Source organism: Gordonia sp. 852002-50816_SCH5313054-c, assembly GCF_001665925.1.
GTDB classification, from domain to species: domain Bacteria; phylum Actinomycetota; class Actinomycetes; order Mycobacteriales; family Mycobacteriaceae; genus Gordonia; species Gordonia jacobaea.
In genome coordinates this window covers 1-23,501 of the sequence record NZ_LZTE01000068.1, presented here as the reverse complement: position 1 = coordinate 23,501, position 23,501 = coordinate 1, and the positions used below count along the sequence as shown (strand labels likewise).

The following is a 23,501-nucleotide window of genomic DNA, read 5'->3' as shown; positions in this document are numbered from 1 at the left end:
CACGGGGCGGAGTGGAGACGTATGAAGACTCGGAACTGGGCGCTCGGCGCCGCAGCGCTCGGCCTCGGCGGAGTGGCCGTCGGCGCAGGCACCAACCTCGCTGGAATCGCGCGCGGCGTGATGGCGTCGGCTCCGGCCCTCGACGATGGACCCGACGACCTGCTGGCCGACCCGACGGCACCTCGAGTGCAGCGCAGCGTGGAGAGCATCGACGGAACCAGGCTGAACGTCGAGTTGTACGGGCCCGATCCGGGTGCGGCCGACACCGGCGACGTGATCGTCGCGGTACACGGGTGGACCTGCAACACCCACTACTGGAATCCGCAGATCAACCACTTCGCGGGTGAGCGGACCGTCGTCGCGTACGACCAGCGCGGGCACGGGCTCAGCGAACTCGGACGCCGCAGACCAACCGTCGACACCCTTGGTCACGACCTCGACGCCGTGCTCGGTGCGGTTGTCCCGCCCGGCCGCAAGGCGATCCTCATCGGCCACAGCATGGGTGGCATGACCATCATGTCGTGGGCCAAGCAGCACCCGGAGAAGGTGTCGACGACGGTGTCGGCGGTGGTGCTCGCGTCAACGGCGGCGCGCGGCGTGATGCAGAACCATCTGCTCATCCCCGAGGGGCTGCCGCGATACAGCAGGCCGTTCGTGCCCGCGGTCAGTCGGCTCGTCACCAGTGCGTCGACGCCATTGCCGCACGGCCAGTTCACTTCTCGCGTTTCCCAGTACGTGACGCTCGGCTCGGCGGCGCGCGCATCGCATGTGGAGTTCGTCGACACGATGATCATGGCGTGTCCGCCTCGCGCGCGTGGGCGCTGGGGTGCGGCGATGGGCCGCCTCGACGTCGAGGCCGGACTCGAGGCCCTGAGTGTTCCGACAACCGTGATCGTGGGCACCGACGACCGACTCACCCCTCGCCGACACGCCGATGAGATGGCAGACATCTTGCGCCGCAACGGTTCTCTGCGCGACCAGGTCATCTTCGACGGCGTCGGGCACATGTCGACGATCGAGGCGGCGCAGCGCGTCAACGAGCTGCTCGACGACGTCGTCGGCGAGGTGTCGCGCACGCAGGTGCAGGCCGCTCACCTCTGAGGTGTGTTGATCGAGCCGTCCCGGTCAGAGTGAGCAGTTCACCAGGACCGGCTCGGGGTGCAGCGTGACGCCGAACGCCTCGCGCACGCCATTGCGTACGTCGCGCGCGAGGTCGAGGAGTTCGTCGGCGGTCGCGCCGCCCCGATTGGTCACTGCCAGTGTGTGTTTGGTCGACAGGCGCGCGGGGGAGGCCGGTCCCGGGTAGCCCTTGGCGTAACCCGCGCGTTCGATCAGCCAGCCCGCCGAGAGTTTGACCCCATCGGTGACGGGGAACGAGGGCATCGAGATGTCTGCGCCGACGCGGTCGCGGATGCGCGCAATGACGGCAGGCGCGTCGTCGGATCCGATGATCGGGTTGGTGAAAAACGAACCGGCACTCCAGGTGTCGTGATCGTCGGCGTCGAGCACCATGCCCTTGCTGCGGCGCAGTCCGAGGACCGTGTCGCGAACAAGCGACGCGTCGACTCGTGAATCCCGCGCGACGTCGAGCCGGTCGGCGAGGTCGCGGTAGCGCAGCGGTGCGCTGAGCCGATCGTCGTTGAGCCAGAACGAGACGGCGACGACGACGAAATCGTCGCGGTACTTCAAGTTGCTCGTCCGATAGCCCAGTCCGAGTTCGCCAGGCGACACCCAGCGCAGCGTTCGAGCTCGCCTGTCGAGCACCTGCACGCTTCGCAAGATGTCGGCGACCTCGACCCCGTACGCGCCGACGTTCTGTACCGGTGTGGCGCCCGCAGCGCCCGGGATTCCCGAAAGACATTCCAGCCCACCGAATCCCGCGTCGATCGTTGCTTCGACGAGAGCGTCCCACGCCACCCCGGCGTCGGCGGTCACGTGCGCGCGGCCCGATTCGCGTCCGGTACCGAAATCGACGTGTCCGCTCTCGATCACGACGGCGGTGCCCTCGAATCCGTCGTCGGAGATCAACAGATTCGATCCGCCGCCGATGATGAGGACCCGTTCGGACTCGGCGTCGAGCGCGGTGATCTCCTCGACGACGCTGCGAGTATCCGGGCAGTGCACGATCGCGTGCGCCGGGCCGCCGACCCGCAACGTGGTCAGATCGGCGAGCGGCGCGGACTGCAGGGCGGAGGGGTTGTCGATCACGGTGTAACGGTAACCGAGCGGGCGCTGTCGTGGCCGATGGTGCACGGCGGCTCGGGTAGTCTCCTCAGTCATGGCGAGCACGCTGAATCACACCGTGACCTACACGTTCTCCACCGCGCGGTACTGGGAGATCATCACCAACGAGCAGTACTGGCGTGATCTGCTCCAGATCATCAACTCGAGTCACGGCGTGCTCGAGTCGTTCTCCCTCGACGGCGACACCGTGACCGTCGAGATGAAGCAGGGCATCCCCGAGGACAAACTGCCGTCGATGATCACCAAGGTTCGCCCCGGCGACCTGGAGATCCCACGCCGCAACGTGTTCACCCGCAACGGCGAGACCATCAGCGGGACCATGACCGCGTCGGTCACCGGCGCACCCGCGACGGTCGAGGCCACGGTGTCGGTCACAGGCGATCCCGCGTCGATGCAGTACAGCGGCAGCGCAACCGTCTCGATCCCATTCGTCGGCAGCAAGATCGAGAAGGCCGTCATCGACGAGCTGACCAAGTTGCTCGACGCCGAGCACGACGAGACCGTCACCTGGGAGCAGTCCAACCACTGAGCTCGACGTCGAGTCAGCACGGTGCGGGCAGGTCGGCGCCGGTCCCAGTTTTTGATGGCCGTACCGTGCTCGGTTAGCCTGAAACCCATGGCACGACGGCTTAGTTACTCAGCGCGCTACTCGCACCCCGTGGAGAAGCTCTACGAAGCGCAGAGCACAAAGCAGTACTGGGACGACATGATGGCGGGGTTCCAGATGATCTCGCCGCACTGCGAGGTCGAGGATTTCCGATCCGACGAGACCGGCATGAGTGTTGTCCTCAAGCAGACCATCGGACGTGATCAGCTCCCGGCACTGGCGCAGACAGTGCTGATGAAGGACATGGTCATCACCCGCGAGGAGTCGTTCGGTCCGTTCGACCCCGACAACACCAAGGGCGACTACAACGCGTCGATTCCCGCCGGTCCCGGCAGCCTCAACGGCTGGCAGGAACTGTTTCCCACCGAGACGGGCTGCACGATCCGCAAGACCACCGAGGTCAAGGTGTACATCCCGTTCGTCAACGGCAAGCTCGAGCAGCTGATGCTGGTCAACCTCGTCGACCTGTTCCGCGCCGAGGCCGAGTACGCCGCAGACTGGATCACGAAGAACCTCTAGCGCGTTGCCCCAGCGCGGCTCCGACAAGCCGACCGGCCGAATCACCCGCGGCACGACGAACATCAACCGTCTGCGCCGCGTCGACCGTTGGATGGCGACCGATCCGTCGGTCCTCGCCGCGCTCGACGAGGTGAGCGCACCGCTCGTCGTCGACCTCGGCTACGGAGCGCGACCCGACACCACCGTCGAGATGGCGCAGCGGCTACGAGCCGTGGCGCCCGATCTGGAGATGGTGGGTCTCGAGATCGATCCCGAGCGCGTCGTCGAACCTCGTGACGGCGTGCGTTTCGGTCTCGGCGGTTTCGAACTCGCGGGACTGCGACCGCAGGTCGTCCGAGCGTTCAACGTGCTGAGGCAGTACGACGAAGACGAGGTGTGGCCCGCATGGCGTCGGTTGATGAATCGGCTCGGGCCGAGCGGCGTGATCGTCGAGGGCACCTGCGATGAACTCGGTCGACGCTGCACGTGGGTCTTGCTCGACGCCGACGGCCCCCGCAGCCTCACCCTGAGCTGGGCTCCCGCGCACACGAGCCGACCGTCGGAGGTCGCCGAACGACTACCCAAGGCGCTCATCCACCGCAACGTGCCCGGCGAGCCCGTGCACGATCTGCTCGTCGCCGCCGACCGGTGCTGGGATATCGCCGCTCCGCACGCCGCGTTCGGGCCGCGTGCGCGGTGGCGCGAGACGCTACGGCTCTTGTCCGAGTCGGGTGTTCCGGTCGAGCCGGTCCGTAGACGCAGCGTCGACAACGTGCTGACGGTTCCGTGGTCCGTCGTTGCACCGACGAGCTAGCCGAGACAGTCTCGACGGTCGGGGCCGGCAACTACGCTTGCCACATGCGCATCGCAATGGCACAGATCAACTCCAGCGATGACCCGGGCGCCAATCTCGTCGTCGTAGCCGACGCCGCGGCGCGGGCCGCTGCCGACGGAGCCGACCTCGTCGTGTTCCCGGAGGCGACGATGTGCCGGTTCGGGGTTCCGCTGGGCCCGATCGCCGAACCGCTCGACTGGCCGTGGGCCTCGCGGGTCTCGCAGATCGCCGTCGACCAGCAGATCGCGATCATCGCGGGCATGTTCACCCCCGCCGACGACGGCCGGGTGTTCAACACCCTGCTGATCGCGCATCCCGATGGTCGTCGGGAGTCGTACGACAAGATCCACCTCTACGACGCATTCGGGTTTCTCGAGTCCCGGACCGTGGCCGCCGGCGACAAACCGGTGATCGTCGACGTCGCAGGCACCGCGGTCGGCGTCGCCACCTGCTACGACATCCGATTCCCCGACCTGTTCACAACCCTTGCCGAGCGCGGCGCGCAAGTCATCGCGGTGCCCGCGTCATGGGGTGCGGGGCCGGGGAAGGTCGCGCAGTGGGAAGTGCTCGCGACGGCGAGGGCACTCGATTCTTCGTGCTACGTGGTCGCGGTCGGGCAGGCAGAACCCGAGGATCCGGACCTTGCGCGGGGCAGTACACCAACCGGTGTAGGCCACAGCCAAATCACAGATCCCTTGGGTACGGTGGTCGCCGCGTACGGGTCCGGAAAATGTGTCCGGGCTCACGACATCGACCTAGCGGCGGTGGAGACGGCACGGACGCGCATCGCCGTCCTCGCCAACCGGAAATCCATCTGACCGATCTCGGCCCAAGCCATCACCACCGAGCTTGCGCGCCACAGATCGACGACCACGGACCGGAGGTGCTCTGACCATGACCGACAACGAGAAGGAACCCCAGGCGCGGCCAGGCGACGCCGACCCATCGGCAACCCCCGACAGCGAATGGGCGCCGGTGGCCGACTCGACTTCGTCGTCGACGACCGGTGGGGCCTCATCAACTGATCAACCGTCAGCTCATCACGCGTCATCTGATGACGCGCCAACCGATCACGCTCCCGCCTATCACGCCCCGACCGAGCAGTTCGCCGCGGCACCGACCGAGCCCGGACCGCGGGCGTACTCGGCGACCGACGGTGGTACCCGGTCATTCGAGCAGGGGACGGCGACGACTGTCATCGATCCGGCCGACCCCGCAGGCGAGCCGGTCCTTACGTCACCTGTGCGTCGGCGTCGCACCGCCAAGATCATCGGCATCACTGCGGCTGCGCTCGTCCTGGTGCTCGTGATCGGCGCGGTGGCGTCGGAGCTGATCCTGCGTAAGCGGGTGACCGACTGTCTCGAACAGCAGTTCAGCAGCCTCACCGGGGTGCCGACGAGCGTCTCGCTCAGCAAGAAGCCGATGCTGCTGCAGGCCACGGGAAGTGAGATCCCCTGGGTGCAGGTCGACACCGCGAACGACTCGGGCGCGACCAGGTTGCACATCCGCGCGGACCGGATCGACGCCGATGGCGACAAGACCACCGTCGGCTCGCTCGACGGCAACGGATACGTCCCGTTCTCTCGGGTCGTCGAACTCGGTAAGCAGGAGACCGGCGGGAACGGCACGGGCACGGGCACAGGCGGCACCGGCACGAACGGCACCGGAACCGATCAGAGTGGTGCCGGTGGGATCGTCTCGGGCGCGAACATCGAGTCGATCACCGGCAACGAGGCAGACGGCACCGTCGACGTCAGTACGTCGTTCAACCTGGGATTCATCCCGATCCCGGTGAGCGCGACGATCAAACCCACGACAGAGAACGGTCACATCAAGTTCGAGGTCGTCAAGGCCAACGCCTTCGTCTTCGGCATCCCCTCCGACTACGCCCAGCAGATCGTCGACGGTGTGTCCAAGTCGATGTTCGGCCCGTTCTTCGATCAGGTGAACGTCAAGAACCTCAAGGTGACCAACGACGGCGTCGACTTCGCTGTCGACGGCGACAACCTCACGCTGACCAGTTCCGCCACGGGCGGCAACGAGAACTCGGGCGGCTGCAACGTCATGTGATCTTCCGCGACCGATCCGGGACCAATCCCTGGCCAACCGGGCCAGTCGACGACGTTGTCGCAGGCCGGACTCGCGCGGCATCGGTACCCTCGAAGGGGGATGTCCGATTTTCTGCCACGATGTCCACTCGCCCCCGTGTTGGAGGAGAACATGACCGCGCTGCTCTTGATCATCATTGTCGTCGTCCTCGTTGTTGGGGTGGTGGTGGTGTCGCAGCAGCGTTCTGGCGCGAGCAAAGCCCGCAGCCTCGACGACGCCAAGGCCGATGCCCGACAGGTCATCGAACGTCTCGGCGGCCAGGTGTACATGCTGGTCGGCGACTCACCTGCGTCGAAGCAGGCGCTCGCCGATGCCGGGGAGCGCTACACGGCGGCAGGCTCGCAGATCGATCAGGCCAACTCACCCGCGCAGGCCCGCCTCGCGAAGCAGACCGCGATCGAGGGGCTCTACTACATCCGCGCCGCGCGCACCGCGATGAACATGGACCCCGGTCCGGCGATTCCTGAGCTCGACGGCCAGCGCAGCGCGGGCGCGGTGACCGAAGACCGCACCGTCGAGTTCGACGGACGCCAGGTCGAGGCCTCACCCGCCCCGTCGTCGCGGACCCCGAACTACTACCCGGGCGGCCGCGTCGCCGGACGACCCGTGCCTGCCGGGTGGTACTCCGAACCATGGTGGAAGCCTGCTCTGGTGGCAGGTGCCTGGGGCGTCGGCTCCATGCTGCTCTTCTCGACGCTGTTCTCGGGTATGCACGGAGTGCCCTACGACGCCACCGCATTCGAGAACGGTGCGGGCGACGGCTCCGACATGGCAGGCATCGACGGTGGCGGCGACTCCGGCGATTGGGGCGGCGACTCGGGCGACGGTGGCGGCGACTGGGGCAGCGGCGATTCCGGTGGCGACTTCGGCGGCGGAGATTTCGGTGGCGGCGACTTCGGCGGGTTCGACTTCTGACCGTCGACTGTGCGCTCTATCCCGCCGACTGTGCGCACTATTTAGCCGACTGTGCGCGAATCTAGTTGAACACCACGGTCTTTCGCCCGTGAACGAGGACGCGATCCTCGAGGTGCCAGCGCAGTCCGCGTGACAGAACGAGCGTTTCGATGTCTCGGCCCTGACGCACCATGTCGTTCACGGAGTCGTTGTGGTCGATGCGGCTGACGTCCTGCTCGATGATCGGCCCGGCGTCGAGGTCGGCGGTGACGTAGTGGCACGTCGCGCCGATGAGTTTCACACCGCGCGCGAACGCCTGATGGTAGGGGCGCGCTCCGACGAAGCTCGGCAGGAAGCTGTGGTGGATGTTGATGGCCTTGCCTGCCCACCGATCGCACAGCTGCGGCGGCACGATCTGCATGAAACGCGCCAGGACGACGGCATCGGGGTCGAGGTCGTCGACGATCGACGCCACCTTCGCGAACGCTCCCTGCTTGTCGCCCGCGGGGAACGGCACGTAATGGAACGGCACGCCGAACCGCGTCGTGAGGCCCTCGAGGTCACGATGGTTGCCGACGACGGCCTCGACGCGTGCGGGTAGTTCGCCCCGATCGGCGCGGCCGAGCAGATCGGTGAGGCAGTGCCCCTCCTTGCTGACGAGCAGCACCACCGACTTCTGCACTCCGCTGTCGGTGAGTCGCCACACGGTGTCCGGCCCGAAGTCGGCGATGGCTTCGGCAAAGCGCTCGCGCAATTCGTCGACGCCGGTCGAGACGGAGTCGGCGCGGACGGCTTGGCGGGTGAAGAACCAGCCGGTGTCGGGGTCGGAGTGGTATGCGGCCTCGGTGATCCAGCCGCCGACGTCGGCGAGGAACGTCGAGATCCGCGCGACGATACCGGTCCGGTCCGGACATCCGAGGGTCAGCACATACCTTCGGCTGGAGGAGTCTGGGTTGGAGGTGTCTGCGAGGGTCACGCCACTCAGTGTGCCAAGCTCGCCTATGTGACCAACACCGACCTGAGGCGCGCCGACGTCGCCGCGATCGTCGACCACACACTCCTCAAACCAGAAGCCACCCGCGCCGATGCCGAAGCGACGGTCGCCGAAGCTGCCGACCTCGGCGTCTACGCCGTCTGCCTCTCACCGTCGATGCTGCCGATCGCGACGGGAGCTCAGAAGTCCTGCGTCGTTGCGGGCTTTCCGTCGGGTAAGCACCACTCGCTGGTCAAGGCTGCGGAGGCGCGGCTGGCCGTCGACTCCGGCGCCGACGAGGTCGACATGGTCATCGACGTCGGGGCAGCGCTCGCGGGCAGCTTCGAAGAGGTATTCGTCGACGTGCTGACCGTGCACGAAGCGATCGGTGAGGCGGCGGTGCTCAAGGTGATCGTCGAGTCGGCCGTACTCCTCGACGTGGCGGGCCCCGAGACCCTCGCCGAGGTGTGCCGTCGCGCAGTGGCGGCAGGCGCAGGATTCGTCAAGACGTCGACGGGTTTCCATCCGGCGGGCGGCGCGTCGATCGAAGCGGTGCGCATCATGCGTGACACCGTCGGCCCGACGGTCGGCGTCAAGGCCAGCGGGGGCATCCGCACCGCCGACTTCGCGGCAGAACTCATCGAGGCCGGGGCCAGCAGGCTCGGACTGTCCGGCAGCCGCGCGGTGCTCGACGGCTTCCCCGAGTAGCGTTCTGGAGCCTGCGGCCGGCCTGCGTGAGTAAATGTGTGCCGTATCGAAGGAATTGGGTGCTGCAGCACACACATCCTTCAATACGACACACATCCTCCGGTCAGCCGAGCGCGTGCTGCGCTGAATCGGCGAACGACTCCCACACGATCGACGACTACGCGGCTGCGCTGCCGACTGTCCTACGTGCATCGGTCATGGCGAGGTCGGCGTTGATCATCGCGCCGGCCTGCGTGCCCGCTGCGGCCGCTGCGCCGACCATGGCCATCGGATCTGCGCAGTTCCCCGCGGCCCACACGCCCGCGAGTGGGGTCCGACCGCCCATCTCCGTCGGAATGAACACACCCGTCGGCGTCGCGGTCGGTTCGCCGCCCAACGACTCGTACAGTGCGGTTCTCGCGACGAAACGCGGTGCGACGACCAGCGCGTCGAGTTCCACTTCGCTGCCGTCGGCAAAGACCGCGGCGCGAAGACGTCCCGATGTATCCGTGTCCAGCCGGGCCACCGGCCCTGCGGCGTGCTCGACGCCGAGTGCGTCGAACATCGCGCGGTCGTCGTCGGACAGCTGCGGCATGCCGTGATCGATCACCGTGATGTGCGGACTCAGCTGCCTGAACAACAGTGTCTGATGCAGCGTGGCCGGTCCCGTACCGAGGATTCCGATACGCCTTCCACGAACCTCGTACCCGTGGCAGAAGGGGCAGTGCAACACGTCTGTGCCCCATAGTGATTCGATGCCCGCGATGTCGGGTAGTTCGTCTACCAGTCCGGATGCCAGCAGCAATCGGCGGGCGCACAGCGTCGTTCCATCGGTCAGAGTTGCGTCGAAGGTGGTGTCTCTGTAGGGCTCTGCGCGGTCGAATTCTGTGCGCGTGACCGACTGTACCTCTCCCGAGATGATCTGTGCGCCATAGGATTGCGCTTCTTCGCGACCGATGGCGACGAGCTGCAACGGCGAGATTCCCTCGCGGCCGAGGAGGTTGTGTGCTCCCTCGGCGGGCGCGTTGCGGGGCTTGCCCGCGTCGATGACCGCGACCGAGCGTAAGGACCGGGCCAGCGCGACGGCGGCAGCCAAACCTGCTGCGCCACCGCCGATCACGAGCGCGTCATACGTGACAGCCGATGTCTGTGGCATGACAGTGCCTCCGTTCTCAGAGAGTTGTGTCAGTTGTGCTGTGCGGCTTGGTGATCCACATCCTGCGGCCGCTGCGGACGTTCAGGTCGGTGCGCCGAGCGAGTGACGACGGCGACTCGTCGTCCACGAGTGCATCGATGGCGGCGAGGTCGTCGGCGGTCAGGTCGTCGGCCAGGCCTGCTCGTATCCGCGACAGCCACGACGTGCCGTACCGGAGCACCGTCGGCGTGATCTCGGAGATCTCCACAGACAGGTCGAGGCCCTCGACGACGTCGAGATCCGCCTGTGAAAACGCCTGCGTCCAGTCCGCGAACGGGTCCATCTCCTGTGCACTCATCGCCGCGGCGATGCGCTCTTCGAGCGGGTTGCCGCTCGGCAAAAACATTGGGGGAGAAGTCATCTCGATGATGGCGAGAACCCCACCCGGCTTCAGATGTGCTGCCGCCGTGCGTAAGAAGGAGTCGGGGTCGGCGATGTGATGCAGAGACGACGACGCCCAGATGACGTCGGCGTCGGGGAGCGCTGCCGGCCAGCCGTCGTCGAGGTCGGCGATCGCGGTACGCACGCTCGGGTGGCCCGCCGCGTCGATGTGGGCGGTCATCTCGGGAGAAGCGTCGACGCCGATGATCTCCGCGGTCGGAAATGCGCGTACGAGGGCGCGAGCCCCGACGCCCGTGCCTGCGCCTACGTCGACGATCACCGACGGCTCACGCCCTAGCGTCGCGCGGATGTGGCCGGTTGCTGTGTCGAGGTATGCGCCCATGACGGCGGCGTCGAGTTCGAGCATCTCGACCATGTCCTCGCCCTGGTGCTCGTGCTGGTGCTGGTGTCCATGGCCGTGCCCGTGCGGGTGTGAATCGTGTCCCATGGCTCCGAGGTTAGCCAGCTCGTGCGCTTGAGGCATACAATTTTGCGTATGGAGCAAGAACTCGACGACGTCGTCCGGCAGCGCATCCGCGGCCTCCGACTCGCGAAGGGCTGGACGCTCGACTCGCTTGCCTCGCGTTGCGAGATGAGTCCGTCCACGTTGAGCAGGATCGAGACCGGTGGTCGACGCGTCGCCCTCGACCAGATCGTGGCCATCGCGCGCGCACTCGGCACGTCCGTCGACCAACTCGTCGAGCCGGCGTCCGACGAGGACGTGGTGATCCGGCCGCAGCCGCACGACAGCGAAGGCGTGACAGTGTGGCCGCTCTCCGGGTCGGACACGCCGGGCGGGGTGTCGGTCGCCAAGATGAGGATCGTCCCGGGGGCGCCCGTCGACCCCAAGAACCTCGGGGTGCATCCCGGGCGCGAATGGTTCACGGTGCTCTCGGGGACCGTCGAGCTCTGGCTCGGCGACCGCGTGATATTGGTTCCTGCAGGTCAGGCGGCCGAATTCGCAACCATGATCCCGCATGCGATCCGGGCCCGCGACGGTGCGGTCGAGATCTTGTCGATCTTCGACCATGACGGCGAGCGCGCCCACCTCGGTCCTGTGCGTCAGGCGTGGTCGACGAAAAGGGGCCAAGCAGCGAAGTGAGTCGAAGGTTCCTCACAGGTCTTCGACGGCACTAACACATATGCGATCGCTATTGTGTATTCGATGTCCGAGAATGTAATGCCCAGTCGCCGCACGGTGCTCGCCACCGGCGGTTTGGCGACGCTTGCGGCAGTTGTGCTCGCGGCGTGCGGTAAGTCGAACGACACCCAGGCGGCGAGCGGTCCCAAGAAGCCGACGGTCCGCGTCGAGTTCACGCCGTCGCTGACCGATGAGGCTGCGCCGAATCCGACCGCAAAGGTCGAGGTCAAGGCCGTTGACGGGGTGCTCAACCCCGACGTGAAGCTCCTCAACCCCTCGGGCAAGGCCATCGCGGGCACCATGTCCGACGACCGCACGACATTCATGGTCACAGAGCCGCTCGGTTACGGCACCACCTACACGTGGCAGGGCAGTGCGACCGGATTCGACCGGATGAGCGGCCCGGTAGAAGGCAAATTCACCACTCTGGACCCGAAGACGCAGCTCAACGTCGTCGTCAACATCGCAGACGGTCAGGAAGTCGGCATTGCGGCGCCGCTCATCCTGAAGTTCGACGGCACGGTCGACAACAAAGAGGCTGTCGAGAAGGCGCTCACGCTCACCACCGAGCCGCCCACAGAGGGAAGCTGGGCATGGCTCGGCGAGGACAACGGTTCGCGCGTGCATTGGCGGTCCAAGGAGTACATGGCTCCCGGCACCAAGATCCACATGTCGGCCAAGCTCTACGGGCTCGACCACGGCGACGGCGCTTACGGCGCGGCCGACGTCACCAGCGACTACGTGGTCGGGCGTTCGCAGATCGTCAAGGCCGAGGCGTCGAGTCACCAGATCGTCGTCGTGCGCGATGGCGCGACGCTGATGACGCTGCCGTGTAGCTACGGTCAGGGCGACGTCGACCGCAACGTCACGCGCTCGGGCATCCATGTGGTCAGCGAGAAGCACGAAGATTTCTACATGAGCAACCCGGCCGCCGGGTACTTCAACATCCGCGAGCGATGGGCCGTACGTATCTCCAACAACGGCGAGTTCATCCATGCCAACCCGCAAACCGTTGGCGTGCAAGGCGCGTCGAATGTCACCAACGGGTGTATCAACCTGTCGCTCGAGAATGCGCAGCAGTACTTCAACACCGCGATCTACGGCGACCCCGTCGAGGTGACCGGCACGCGGATCGACCTGTCGGAGGCCGACGGCGACATCTTCGACTGGATCTTCGACTGGCCGACCTGGAAGTCGATGTCGGCCATCAAGGGTGAGCCGCGCACGGCGTCGGCCCCCGCCACACCCAAGGGCGCCCCGACGTCCGTGGGCGCCCCCAACTGAGCCGAGACGGACTGATCGGTCCTACCCGGTACGCACGTTGCGGCGCGACGACGCCTGATCGCGTGGCCGGATGACGATCTGGTCGAGGTCGACGTGCGCGGGCCGGGAGGCGACGAATCCGACGACCTCGGCGATGTCGCCCGCGGTCAGCGGGGTCACTCCCGAGTAGACGGCGTCGGCGCGGTCTTTGTCGCCGCCGAAACGTACCAGCGAGAAGTCGGTCTCGACCATCCCCGGGCAGATCTCGGTGAGCCGAATCGGCTTGCCCAACAACTCGAAACGCAGCGTGCGGTGAAGCACGCCCTCTGCGTGCTTCGCCGAGGTGTAGCCGGCGCCGTTGTCGTAGACCTCGAGCGCTGCGGTTGAGGTGATCGTGACGATCAGTCCGTCGCCCGACGCCTCCAGCGCGGGCAGCAGGGCTTTGGTGACGCGCAGCGTCCCGAGGACGTTGGTCTCCCACATCCAGCGCCAGTCGTCGAGGTCTGCTGTCGCGACCGGGTCGAGTCCTTTCGCGCCTCCCGCGTTGTTGACGAGCAGGTCGACGCGGTCGAGACCGTCGACGAATCGGGCGACCGACTCGTCGTCTGTGATGTCGAGTTGCCTTCCGGTGCCGCCGATTTCGGCCGCGAGCTCGGTGATGCGGTCGACGCGACGCGCACCGACGACCACGTGGTAGCCCTGCGCTGCGAGCGTGCGCGCGATGGCCTCGCCGATACCTGAGCTGGCTCCGGTCACCACGGCGACCTTCGCGCCGTCGATGTGCGCTGCGAGGGGCTCGACGTCGGGCGAGGTCGTGGTCGGGTCGTCGGAAGGTGTGGTCATGGGCTTCACTTTATCGAGTCCGAGTCGTCCGACCGACGTCGCTGCGCGGGGTGCTGCTGTCAGTCGTCGGTGCGCTGCTACATTCAGCGCATGTTGCGTGGAGTCGTCCCGGCGACATTGCAGATAGGCTCGACGCCTGCTGCAGCCGTGCTGCACGCAATCCGGGTCAGTGCGCCGATCACCCGTGACCGACTGGCCGACATCACAGGGTTGTCCCCGGCAACCATCAACCGCCAGGTCACAGCCCTGGCGGGTCAGGGTTTGGTCACCGAGCGGCCAGACCTCGTCAGCCCCGGCAGCATCGGGCGCCCCAAGAATCCACTCACCCTCGACCGCGACACGCTGTGCGCTGCCGGCATGCACATCGGAGCGCGGCGCACCCTTTTAACCATCGTGGATCTGGGCGGGCGACCCCTCTACAGCCATGCGGTCCTCACCCCGCACGGCGACGCCGACACCGCCCTCGCCGAACTCTGCGGACAACTTCGCGAACTCGCCGACCGCTTCTCGGGTCGACGCCTGCTCTGGGGTGGGGCGGCCGTCGGCGGTTCGGTCGACGCGGCGTCGGGCACGGTCGATCATCCGATACTCGGGTGGCACCGCGCACGTCTCGGACCGGCGCTGGCAGACGCACTGGGTGTGCCGGTGTCGGTCTGCGAACATGTCGAGGCCATGGCGGCCGCCGAACTGCTGCTCGGGCAGACGATCGTCGACGCCGCGTCCGGCCTGTTCTTCTATGCGCGCGAGACCACCGGCATGGCCATGACGCTCAACGGGCGCGTCCACATCCCCGCACGGGGTGCGGGCAGCATCGCGCATGTGAGGGTCGACGCCCCGGTGCTGTGTCCTGGGCGAGCCGCGACGCTATCCGACGTCATCGGCAGCGAGCCGACGTTGCGGGCGGCGCGGCGATTGGGGATCTCGCCGGACGCATCACCGATCGTCGACGAACGCGCACGCATTCTCGGCGAGGTTGTCGCGACGTTCCGTGATGCGCTCAATCCGGATTCGGTCGTCGTCGCGGGCGACGCCTTCGCCGCGCATCCCCACGGCCTCGCGCCGGTGCAGGCGGCGTTCGACGCCGCGTCGAAGACGGACTGGCCGATGGAACTCACGCCGTCCCTGTTCGGGGTCACGGTGCCCGAGGGCGCGGCAATTGTGGTGGCGCTCAGCGTGATCTACGCAGATCCGGTGGCCTCGCTCTCGTAGCGGTTCATCCCGACCCGACGCCCAAACGGCGTGCGGTGCGCAGGGCCAGAGCGCAGATGTGACGCTCGATTACGCGTGATGGGCAATTCGCCCTTACAGTGAGCGATATGTCGAGCTCCCCCCTGACGCTGCCGCGTGACGTCTCCGCAACCATGTCGATTTCTGTGACCGCACCGACCGAACTCGAGATGCAGATTGCCGTGGCGAAAATGCCCGGCATCGAGCTCGACGAAAAGCTCGTCGTAGCCGTCAACGGCGACGAGATCACCCCGGAGGAGATCATCGATCCGCACGGCGGTCGAATCCATCGGCTGAACGTGGAGTCGGGTGTCGTCGCCGTCAACTACACCGCGTCCGTGACCGCACCGGCCGATCCGGTGGCGGTCGCACCGACGGACCGCTCGATGTACCTGCGCCCCAGCCGATATGCCGAGTGCGACAAGTTCTTCGGTTTTGCCGCCGGACAGTTCGACGCCTCGCTCCCCGCCGGTGAACTCCTCGATCAGGTGACCGCATTCGTCGAAGACCGCCTCGACTACATTCCGGGTGCCAGCGACCCGATCGACGGCGCCGTCGACACGCTGCTCGCGGGTGCGGGTGTGTGCCGCGACTACGCGCACCTCGTCGTCGCGCTGTTGCGCGCGTTGAACATTCCCGCCCGGTTGGTCGCCGTGTACGCGCCCGGGTGCGACCCGATGGACTTCCACGCTGTCGCCGAGGCGCTGATCGAGGGGCAGTGGGTCGTGGTCGATGCGACAAAGCTGTCGCCGCGACAGAGCCTCGTGCGCATCGCCACCGGCCGCGACGCCGCCGACACCGCTTTCCTCGACAACCACAACGGCTCGATCTCGCTGGACAACTACCAGGTCATGGCGACAGTCCGTGGCGAGCTGCCCATTGACAGTGGAAAAGAGCGCATCAGCATACGATGAACCCATGCATGCACTGACATGTCCCATCTGTAATGCGCTGTCGGGCTTTCTCGGACAGCAATGCCCCAACTGCGGCACGACGGTCGGCATCCACCTGCCGAGTCGATCACTGGTCGTCGCCTCTGACGACGGCGTCGACATCGACGGCGCACGCTGGGTGCGCTGCATCAATTGGGACAGCGGCTGCAACTGGATGACCCCTGCCGAGTTCTCCGAGGAGGACGCGGGGATGCGCGGCCGGTGCTTCCCGGATTCGTTGCTGCGCAAGATTCCTGACGCCGACGACCCGATCGGTCGCGAGAAGCTGCCATCTGCGCTGTCGGATCTGCGCATGCTGGTCTATCAGCTCGTCGATCTCGGGCTGCCGGTCGAACCCTTCTGGCGAACCGACGGCGGGCTGGCCTTCGATCTGCTGTCGAGCCAGACGCTCGGCAGGCCGGTGACGATCGGGCACGCCAACGGCGTCGTCACCATCGACCTCTCCGAGACCCTTGACGCGTATCGCGAGCGGCTGCGCGTGGATCTGGGCGAGGCGTACCGGACGATGCTCGGACACTTCCGGCACGAGGTGGGCCACTACTACGAGAGCATTCTCGTCGAGAACGGCGAGGGCGCCGACCTATACCTCGAGAAGTGCCGTGAACTCTTCGGCGACGAACGTGCGAGCTACAGCGACGCCATCGACCGTCACTACAAGTTCGGCGCGCCTGCCGACTGGGCCGAGTCCTACATCTCCGAGTACGCGACGATGCACCCGTGGGAAGACTTCGCGGAATGCTTCGCCCACTATCTGCACATCACCGGAACCATCGACACCGCACGGGAATCGGGCGTTCGGCTCGACAACGACCAGGTGCGTTTCGCGATGGACCGCGACATCATCCCGCTGGAGTCCTACGCCGACCAACCCATCGAACGTCTGCTGTACGACTGGAAGTGGTTGGGCACCATGTTCAACCGTGTCAATCAGGCGATGGGTGCGCGGCCGCTGTACCCGTTCGTCATCCCGCAACCGGTTGTCAGCAAGCTAGGCTTTGTCCACAAGGTGATCCGCGAAACAGACAAGCGCTCCGCGCACGACGACCCGCTGATCGACCCGGTCGCCGCACCGGCGTAAGTCGAGCCTAGAGGGCTTGCTTACGTAACTCGACGACGAGCGCGAGAAGTGTTGCGACGTCGTCGGTGTCGGCGATCCGGTAGCGGGCGCCGGTATCGCCGTCGCCCACCTTGACGCTGATGTCGTGCTCGCCGGTGAGGTGCGCGAACGCCTTCTCGTCTGTCACGTCGTCGCCGATGTAGACCGTTGCGTCCGAACCGAACTGGGTCTCCAATATGTCGAGCGCGTGACCCTTGCTGGTCTCGATGACCGCGAGCTCGATGACCATCTTGCCCTCGGTGACCTGAACCCCCGGCCACGACGCGGGCCCGGACCGCGCCTTCGCGAGGGCGTCGTCGGCGACGTCGGGTTCCGCGTTGCGCACATGCAGCGCGGCGCTGATCGGCTTCACCTCGACCGTCGTGCCCGGATGGGTGTCGGCGATTTCATTGAACGCCTTGACGATTCGATCGAGGAGGGCTCGCTCGTCGTCGGTGACCTGCTCGCCGAACCCGGTGGTGAACTCGGTGCCGTGGCTGCCGACCAGGGTGACCGAGTCGTCGTCGAGACCCGACAGTGCGCGTAGGTCGTGAAGCGATCGGCCAGAGATGACCGCGGCCTCGGTGTCGCGTAGCGCACCCGCGGCGCGGATCGCCGAGATCGACGCGGTGTTGGGCTTGGCGTCTTGCGGACGCGACACGATGGGCGCGATGCAGCCGTCGTAGTCGCTCGACACCAAGAGTCGAGACACGGTGACCGTGTGTGCGACGGCGTCACGCAGGTCGTCGGGAATTCCCGTGTCGCTCACGAATTCTCGTCCCCGCGGTCGGTGTCGTCTGTGCTGCCGCTGGAGACGAGCTGGACTCCGCGATTGGCCGACGACGTGGTCTCCGTTGTCGACGTGAGGGTGTCGAGGAAGCTCTTCGCCCATTTCTCGACGTCGTGGGTGAGTACTTGCCTGCGTAGTGCCCGCATGCGACGCTTGCCTTCGGCCTGTGTCTGCTCGACGGCTGCGACGATCGCGTCCTTCACCCCGTCGAGGTCGTACGGGTTCGCCTGATATGCGGTGCGCAATTCCGCTGCGGCACCGGTGAATTCACTCAGTACCAGCGCACCACCCAGGTCGCTGCGGCATGCGACGTACTCCTTGGCGACGAGGTTCATCCCGTCGCGCAACGGCGTGACGAGCATGACGTCTGCCACCACGTAGTAGGCGAGTAGGTCGTTGCGGGGCACCGACCGATTGAGGTACTCCACCACCGGATGGCCCACTTCGCCGTACTGTCCGTTGATGTTTCCGACGAGCTGCTCGATTCCTGCCCGCATGCGGACGTAGCTCTCGACGCGTTCGCGGCTCGGGGTCGCGAGCTGAATCATGACGGTGTCGTGTGGATCGATACGACCCTCGTCGAGCAGTTCCGACAGCGCGCGCAGCCGGACATCGATGCCCTTGGTGTAGTCGAGTCGGTCGACGCCGAGCAGGATGGTCTTGGGATTGCCGAGTTCCTTGCGGATGTCGCGGGCGCGAGATCGGATGTCCTTGGACTTCGACTGGGTGTCGAGTTCTCCGGAGTCGATCGAGATCGGGAAAGCGCCGACGCGAACGGTCCGGAAACCGACCTGCACCACGCCGAAGCGCGACCGGACGCCGACAGTGCCCTTGCTCGTGGCCTGGCCGGCGAGGCGTCGGGCCAGGTAGAGGAAGTTCTGTGCGCCGCCCGGCAGATGGAACCCGATGAGGTCGGCCCCGAGGAGGCCTTCGATGATCTCGGTGCGCCACGGCAACTGCATGAACAGTTCCACCGGCGGGAACGGGATGTGGAGGAAGAAGCCGATGCGCAGATCGGGGCGCAGCATGCGCAGCATCTTCGGGACGAGCTGAAGCTGATAGTCCTGCACCCACACGATTGCCCCGTGCGCCGCAGCCTTCGACGTCGCCTCCGCGAATCGGCGATTGATCTCGACGTAGGCGTTCCACCACTCGCGGTGGTACTCGGGCTTGACGATCACGTCGTGGTAGAGCGGCCAGAGTGTGGCGTTGGAGAAGCCCTCGTAGTATTCGGCGATCTCCTCGGCCGAGAGCGGGACCGAGCGGATGCTGATGCCGTCGACCTCGGCTTCCTCGGTGTCGGATTCGGCAGCTCCCGACCATCCGACCCATGCGCCCTTGTGCTTGCGCAGGATCGGCTCGAGCGCCGTGACCAGGCCGCCGGGACTGCGCTTCCAGGTGACGTTGCCGTCGGCGTCGACCACCTTGTCTACGGGCAGTCGATTGGCGACGACGACGAACTCAGAACCCGGGTCGTCGGATGAACCGGCCGGACCCAAGCGGGAATCGCCGGGTTCGGGGAGGCGTGCGCCGAAGGTGGCCTCCGTGTTGTGCACGCCCGACGTTGCGGGTGCGTCGGTGTCGGAACGCTCGGATACCTCTTCGGATCCCGGGTTCACGACTCAGGCGTTCTCGCCCGGAGCGATCCCCAACATGGACAGCAGCATCCGGCACTCGTCGGCGTCGGTGGCGTAGGCGGCGACAACGCGGCGTGCGGAGTTGGCGGTCTCGTCGGCCACCGGCTCCAGCTCTTCGTCGGCGATGTCAGTGGTCTTGGGGGGCATCTCGTCCTCTCGGCTTGCTGTTGCGCGAGGTTGTGCTGTGCGCAACACCCGATCTTACCCGCTGGCGATGGGCTGTACTTCAAGACCTCGTCGGGCCCGACACCTCACCAGCGTCGTCGTGCGGCGCGTGCTTCGCGACGGCGGCGCGCCCAGTCGGGTGCGACGGGCAGGCGGGGGCGTCGCAGCGTGCGTGCGACGAACTCGCCGAGCGTGACGCCCGCGGCCAGTGCGCAGCCGACGCCGAGCGCCGCGGCCATCCAGGTGAGTCCGGTGAGCGTCTGGTCGTTGAGCACGCCGTAGAGCGCGCGGTAGACGGCGAGACCGGGAAGCAGGGGAGTGATGCCCGCGATCGCGACGACCAGCGGCGGAACCAGCGCGCGGCGGGCCAGCAGACCGCCGACGAGGCCGACGCAGGTGGCGGCGAGTCCCGCGGCGATGACGTCGCCGACCGGTAGGAACGACGCCGCTGCCGCGACGCCTGCGCCGATGAGACCGCCCAGGAACGCGATGGGCAGCGCACGACGCTCCGCATAACTGGCGAGCGCGAACGCGAAGGCCGCGATTGCGCCTGACACGACGCGGATGGGGACGTCGACAGGTGCGAACTCTGTCGACGACGTGATCGTCGGCAGGTAGATGCCGACCGAACTCATCAGGCGCAATCCGATACCGACTCCCGCGATGATGCCGCCGGTCATGAGCAGCAGTTCGAAGAAGCGCGCGACGCCGGTGATCGGCGCGCCGGTGATGGCGTCCTGCACCGAGCCGACCAGCGAGAGTCCACTCAGCAGCACGACGATCCCCGCGGCGATGACCTGTGACGGGGTGATCGACAGGCTTTGCCACCCGGTCTTCTCGCCGAGTTCGTACACGAGCGCGGCGGGTACGACGGCGATGAAACCGCCTGCGACCTGCTGGAAGAAGATCGGTGTGCCGATCCTGTTGAGTCGGCGGTTGAACGTGACCGTGACGACGGTGGTGAGCCAAGCGAGGACCGCCACGACCACGTCACCGCCGAGGAGCACCGAGATGCCCGACGCCATGAGGCCCCACGCGAAGGTCGAGACCCAGTACGGGTAGGGGTGTTTGGCCGCGATGATCTGGTCGACGATCCGGTGTGCCGTCGACGGTGTGATCGCCGAGTCGCGAATGCGACGGACCAGCCGGTCGACGGCTGCGAGACGCGTGAAGTCGAGCGAGCGGTAGTGCACCGTCTGCATCGTTGTGATCGGGGGAAGGGTCGCACCACGTCGGGCGACGACGACGATCGTGTTGTACGTGACGTCGACGTCGACATCCTCGACGCCGTAGATGCTCGCGACGAACCGGATCTGCGAAGAGGTGTCTATCGCGCCGGTTCCCGAGTCGAGGAGCACGGCACCGATCTTGGTCGCGAGGTCGAGCACCTCGGTGATCGCGCCGACGTCGAACCGGTCGATCGGGCGGCGCGGTGCCACCATGATGCTGCCCGGTTCGATCGTGTCGATCGTCGCCTGCCTCGTCCCGGTGAGGCGGCGGACAGCGCGCCCGATATACTCACGCACGCATGCCTCCTTAGCTCAGTGGTAGAGCACTCGCCTTGTAAGCGAGCGGTCGTCGGTTCAATCCCGACAGGGGGCTCCACCCGTCCCGGTTGTGTCTCGCGACGCCTGATTCCCCACACCGGGCCCCGTATCCGATGTCCCGCGTAAGTGTGGGGTCGGATGATCCTTTGGCACAAACCAGCAGGCCGAACCGCCAATGGCTCCCTATCATTGCGGCGTGAACAGTGCAGCCGACGCAGTGGCCGGCCAGACGGTCTACCGGGGTCAGACGACCGGCAACGTCGATGTCTGGCGTGGCATCCGATACGCAACACCGCCGACGGGCGATCTACGGTGGCGCCGCGCGCGACCGCTCGAGCCGACGTCGGGAACCGTCGACGCGACGACATTCGGGTCTGTGGCGCCCCAGCAAGTGAACCCGGGCGTCCCCTTGTCACCCGACGCGGTCAAGAGCGAGGACTGCCTGTTCCTCAATGTCTGGGCGCCGCAGGGAGCGGCAGGCGATGGTCGTCGACTGCCGGTCATGGTGTGGATTCACGGTGGCGCATACGTTTTCGGCGCGGGCACACAGCCCATCTACGACGGCGCGAATCTCGCGTCGACGCAGAACATCGTGGTGGTGACGCTGAACTACCGTCTCGGTGCTCTCGGCTTTGCCGATCTCGGCGCTCCGGAACCCGGTACGGCTGGTGCTGCCGATCCCACTGCCTCCGCCGGTGGACGATACGAATCCAACGCGGGCCTCAGCGATGTCCTCACCGCGCTGCGCTGGGTGGCCGACACCATCGACGCGTTCGGCGGCGATCCGGACAATGTCACGGTCGCGGGCGAGTCCGCGGGCGGCGGAATGGTGACGACGCTGCTGACGATGCCGCTCGCTCGGGGACTCTTTCACCGCGCCGTCGCGCAGAGCTCGCCGGTGACGTCGGTGTATGACCGCGCACGCGCACGGTTCGTCGTCGAGCGGTTGACCGCCGCCGTCGGAGGAACGTGCGGCGACATCGAGAGCTTTGCTGAGTTGGACACCGACAAGTTGGTCGCCGCCACGATGAAGGCATTCACCGGGGTGCCTGCCGCACATCCGGGCACCATCCCCTTCTCGCCGGTGGTCGACGGCGATCTGGTGCCGCGACATCCGATCGACGTCTACCGAGAAGGCGAGTCGCTGCCGATTCCACTTCTCATCGGCACCAATCGCGACGAGGCCGCGCTCTTCAAGTTCATGAAATCGCCATTGCTGCCCATCAGTGAGCCCGCGATCGTGCAGATGTTCACCGCGATCGCGTCGGAGTATCCGGAGGTCTCGATCCCCACGGCCGAGCGCGTCGCGGCAGCCTATCCGGGCACGAAGGCGAAGTCCATGGGCCTCGACGTCGCGCGCGACATGGCGTTCCGGATGCCGACGGTGTGGGCCGCGGAGGGGCACGCGGGAGTCGCTCCGGTGCATCTCTATCGGTTCGACTGGTCGACAAGGCTGTTGCGGGCCATCGGGATTCGTGCGTCGCACGCCACCGAGGTGCCGTATCTGTTCGGCTACTTTCCGAGCGGCAAGGCCGGCTTCCAGTTCTGGCTCGGCGGCAGACGGATCGGTGAGCGGATCGCCGCGGACATGCAGGCTCGGTGGGGTTCGTTCATCCGCGACGGCGACCCGAACTCCCGTCTCGACTCGGCAGCGCCCTCGTGGCCGACGTTCGCCACCGACCGTCGCGCGACGCTGGTCATCGACGCTCACGACAGCGTCGTCGACGATCTCGACGGACCGCTGCGTGAAGCATGGGGCGACGAGGTTCTCGGGTTTCGCTGAGCAACCGTGTCCCGCAGGCGAAAGATCAACCTGAGCGCAGCAGATTTGCGTTCTCGAATGAGACGGCATTAACCTCGCGTCTCAGACTCTTCTTACTTGCAAGTAAGTAGGGGATGACGTGGAGGGGAACAATGCGCAGATTCTTGGGGACATCTCTGCTCGCAGCAGTGGTTGTCACGCTCGGATTCGTCGGAGTGGTCGCGGCGACGCCGCAGGCGTCGGCGAGTGATCGACTCGACAGAGTTCTGAACCTGCCGCTCGTCAACCGGGACGCGTCGAACGGGCCCGGTGGTGTGAACCCCGCGTTGCCCACCGATCCGACTGTGCTCCGCTCGCTGCTCGACGAGGCGCGCAGTCGCTCGATCGCGCCGTCGTCGTATCGCGCGCTGCTCTTCCAGTACTGGCTCGCCGACACCACGAAGGCCGCGGGGATCGATCTCGCGTCGTGGAACCCGCGGGCAGGTGTGAGCGCCAATCGGCAGAATCTGGTTCGCTCGTACCGGTTCTACGAGAACCTGCAACTGTCGCATCGCGAACTGCAGTGGGCGGGCATGGGTCGGTCTCTTATACACATCTCCGAGCCCACGAGACCGATCAGTATCGGGTATGGCGGGTTGTTCTTGAAAAAAAAAA

General features: G+C 66.5%; 23 protein-coding genes, 1 tRNA gene and 1 pseudogene. 16 read left to right on the top strand and 9 right to left on the bottom strand.

Annotated elements, in window-relative coordinates:
- Positions 1 to 21: 21 nt before the first annotated feature.
- Complete coding sequence (locus A5788_RS17675; protein WP_064868955.1) at positions 22 to 1,101, top strand: alpha/beta fold hydrolase; 1,080 nt, start codon at positions 22 to 24, stop codon at positions 1,099 to 1,101.
- A 24-nt stretch (positions 1,102 to 1,125) separates the two neighbouring features.
- Here A5788_RS17675 and A5788_RS17670 read toward each other — a convergent pair whose 3' ends face one another.
- On the bottom strand, positions 1,126 to 2,208 hold the full coding sequence (locus A5788_RS17670; protein ID WP_197494482.1) for a UDP-N-acetylmuramate dehydrogenase: 1,083 nt from the start codon (positions 2,206 to 2,208) through the stop codon (positions 1,126 to 1,128).
- A 70-nt stretch (positions 2,209 to 2,278) separates the two neighbouring features.
- On the opposite strand from A5788_RS17670, the gene A5788_RS17665 reads away from it, so the two are divergent.
- The 6 genes from A5788_RS17665 (at position 2,279) to A5788_RS17640 (ending at position 7,208) form a co-directional block, all read left to right on the top strand.
- On the top strand, positions 2,279 to 2,773 hold the full coding sequence (locus A5788_RS17665) for a DUF2505 domain-containing protein (RefSeq protein WP_049697646.1): 495 nt from the start codon (positions 2,279 to 2,281) through the stop codon (positions 2,771 to 2,773).
- Between the two features lie 87 nt (positions 2,774 to 2,860).
- Positions 2,861 to 3,370, top strand: a complete 510-nt coding sequence (locus tag A5788_RS17660) for a DUF2505 domain-containing protein (protein WP_005209386.1) — start codon at positions 2,861 to 2,863, stop codon at positions 3,368 to 3,370.
- 91 nt (positions 3,371 to 3,461) lie between these two features.
- Positions 3,462 to 4,163, top strand: coding sequence for a class I SAM-dependent methyltransferase (locus A5788_RS17655; RefSeq protein ID WP_231894134.1), 702 nt, complete (start codon positions 3,462 to 3,464; stop codon positions 4,161 to 4,163).
- Between the two features lie 44 nt (positions 4,164 to 4,207).
- Positions 4,208 to 5,002, top strand: a complete 795-nt coding sequence (locus A5788_RS17650; protein WP_064869147.1) for a carbon-nitrogen hydrolase family protein — start codon at positions 4,208 to 4,210, stop codon at positions 5,000 to 5,002.
- Between the two features lie 76 nt (positions 5,003 to 5,078).
- Entirely contained in the window at positions 5,079 to 6,254 is a 1,176-nt protein-coding gene (locus A5788_RS17645; RefSeq protein ID WP_064868951.1) for an LmeA family phospholipid-binding protein, read from the top strand.
- Positions 6,255 to 6,404: 150 nt separating this feature from the next.
- A complete protein-coding gene (locus tag A5788_RS17640) occupies positions 6,405 to 7,208 on the top strand; it encodes a hypothetical protein (RefSeq protein WP_064868948.1) in 804 nt (267 codons plus the stop codon).
- Positions 7,209 to 7,269: 61 nt separating this feature from the next.
- Here A5788_RS17640 and purU read toward each other — a convergent pair whose 3' ends face one another.
- Complete coding sequence (purU, locus tag A5788_RS17635) at positions 7,270 to 8,163, bottom strand: formyltetrahydrofolate deformylase (protein WP_064869143.1); 894 nt, start codon at positions 8,161 to 8,163, stop codon at positions 7,270 to 7,272.
- Between the two features lie 27 nt (positions 8,164 to 8,190).
- Here purU and deoC point away from each other — a divergent pair, with 27 nt between their 5' ends.
- The gene (deoC, locus tag A5788_RS17630; protein ID WP_064868945.1) at positions 8,191 to 8,868 is read left to right on the top strand and encodes a deoxyribose-phosphate aldolase; all 678 of its coding nucleotides are present in this window, start codon (positions 8,191 to 8,193) and stop codon (positions 8,866 to 8,868) included.
- Between the two features lie 157 nt (positions 8,869 to 9,025).
- Here the strand turns inward: deoC and A5788_RS17625 are convergent, their stop codons facing one another.
- Positions 9,026 to 10,003: an NAD(P)/FAD-dependent oxidoreductase gene (locus A5788_RS17625; RefSeq protein WP_064868941.1), complete on the bottom strand. Its 978-nt coding sequence runs from the start codon at positions 10,001 to 10,003 to the stop codon at positions 9,026 to 9,028.
- Positions 10,004 to 10,019: 16 nt separating this feature from the next.
- Positions 10,020 to 10,871, bottom strand: a complete 852-nt coding sequence (locus A5788_RS17620; protein WP_231894124.1) for a class I SAM-dependent methyltransferase — start codon at positions 10,869 to 10,871, stop codon at positions 10,020 to 10,022.
- A gap of 48 nt (positions 10,872 to 10,919) precedes the next feature.
- Between A5788_RS17620 and A5788_RS17615 the strand changes: the two genes are divergently transcribed.
- Both A5788_RS17615 and A5788_RS17610 read left to right on the top strand, forming a co-directional pair.
- Entirely contained in the window at positions 10,920 to 11,525 is a 606-nt protein-coding gene (locus A5788_RS17615; RefSeq protein WP_064868934.1) for a helix-turn-helix domain-containing protein, read from the top strand.
- Positions 11,526 to 11,603: 78 nt separating this feature from the next.
- Positions 11,604 to 12,848: a L,D-transpeptidase gene (locus A5788_RS17610; RefSeq protein ID WP_156525553.1), complete on the top strand. Its 1,245-nt coding sequence runs from the start codon at positions 11,604 to 11,606 to the stop codon at positions 12,846 to 12,848.
- Between the two features lie 21 nt (positions 12,849 to 12,869).
- On the opposite strand, the gene A5788_RS17605 is transcribed toward A5788_RS17610, so the two are convergent.
- A complete protein-coding gene (locus A5788_RS17605; RefSeq protein ID WP_231894123.1) occupies positions 12,870 to 13,670 on the bottom strand; it encodes an SDR family NAD(P)-dependent oxidoreductase in 801 nt (266 codons plus the stop codon).
- 90 nt (positions 13,671 to 13,760) lie between these two features.
- On the opposite strand from A5788_RS17605, the gene A5788_RS17600 reads away from it, so the two are divergent.
- The 3 genes from A5788_RS17600 to A5788_RS17590 all read left to right on the top strand — a co-directional run bounded on the left by A5788_RS17600 (position 13,761) and on the right by A5788_RS17590 (position 16,928).
- Entirely contained in the window at positions 13,761 to 14,879 is a 1,119-nt protein-coding gene (locus A5788_RS17600) for an ROK family transcriptional regulator (RefSeq protein WP_049697654.1), read from the top strand.
- A gap of 107 nt (positions 14,880 to 14,986) precedes the next feature.
- Positions 14,987 to 15,811 carry a transglutaminase-like domain-containing protein gene (locus tag A5788_RS17595; RefSeq protein ID WP_197494476.1) on the top strand — a complete coding sequence of 275 codons (825 nt, stop codon included), beginning with the start codon at positions 14,987 to 14,989 and terminating at the stop codon, positions 15,809 to 15,811.
- Between the two features lie 4 nt (positions 15,812 to 15,815).
- Positions 15,816 to 16,928, top strand: a complete 1,113-nt coding sequence (locus tag A5788_RS17590; protein ID WP_049697655.1) for a zinc-binding metallopeptidase family protein — start codon at positions 15,816 to 15,818, stop codon at positions 16,926 to 16,928.
- Positions 16,929 to 16,935: 7 nt separating this feature from the next.
- On the opposite strand, the gene otsB is transcribed toward A5788_RS17590, so the two are convergent.
- From otsB to A5788_RS17575, 4 genes are all read right to left on the bottom strand, one after another.
- Entirely contained in the window at positions 16,936 to 17,715 is a 780-nt protein-coding gene (gene otsB / locus A5788_RS17585) for a trehalose-phosphatase (RefSeq protein WP_064868931.1), read from the bottom strand.
- Positions 17,712 to 19,235, bottom strand: a complete 1,524-nt coding sequence (locus A5788_RS17580; protein WP_049698023.1) for an alpha,alpha-trehalose-phosphate synthase (UDP-forming) — start codon at positions 19,233 to 19,235, stop codon at positions 17,712 to 17,714. Before A5788_RS17580 ends, otsB begins: the two co-directional genes overlap by 4 nt.
- A 123-nt stretch (positions 19,236 to 19,358) precedes the next feature.
- Positions 19,359 to 19,520 (bottom strand): hypothetical protein, encoded by a 162-nt coding sequence (locus tag A5788_RS24100; protein WP_005172211.1) that lies wholly within the window; start codon positions 19,518 to 19,520, stop codon positions 19,359 to 19,361.
- 104 nt (positions 19,521 to 19,624) lie between these two features.
- Positions 19,625 to 21,064, bottom strand: coding sequence for a threonine/serine ThrE exporter family protein (locus A5788_RS17575; RefSeq protein ID WP_064868929.1), 1,440 nt, complete (start codon positions 21,062 to 21,064; stop codon positions 19,625 to 19,627).
- Positions 21,065 to 21,068: 4 nt separating this feature from the next.
- Here A5788_RS17575 and A5788_RS17570 point away from each other — a divergent pair.
- From A5788_RS17570 to A5788_RS17560, 3 genes and pseudogenes are all read left to right on the top strand, one after another.
- Positions 21,069 to 21,143: transfer RNA gene (locus tag A5788_RS17570), tRNA-Thr, on the top strand.
- Between the two features lie 138 nt (positions 21,144 to 21,281).
- On the top strand, positions 21,282 to 22,868 hold the full coding sequence (locus A5788_RS17565) for a carboxylesterase/lipase family protein (protein ID WP_231894122.1): 1,587 nt from the start codon (positions 21,282 to 21,284) through the stop codon (positions 22,866 to 22,868).
- A gap of 131 nt (positions 22,869 to 22,999) precedes the next feature.
- Positions 23,000 to 23,501 (top strand): annotated as a pseudogene (locus tag A5788_RS17560) (hypothetical protein); the annotation flags it as partial.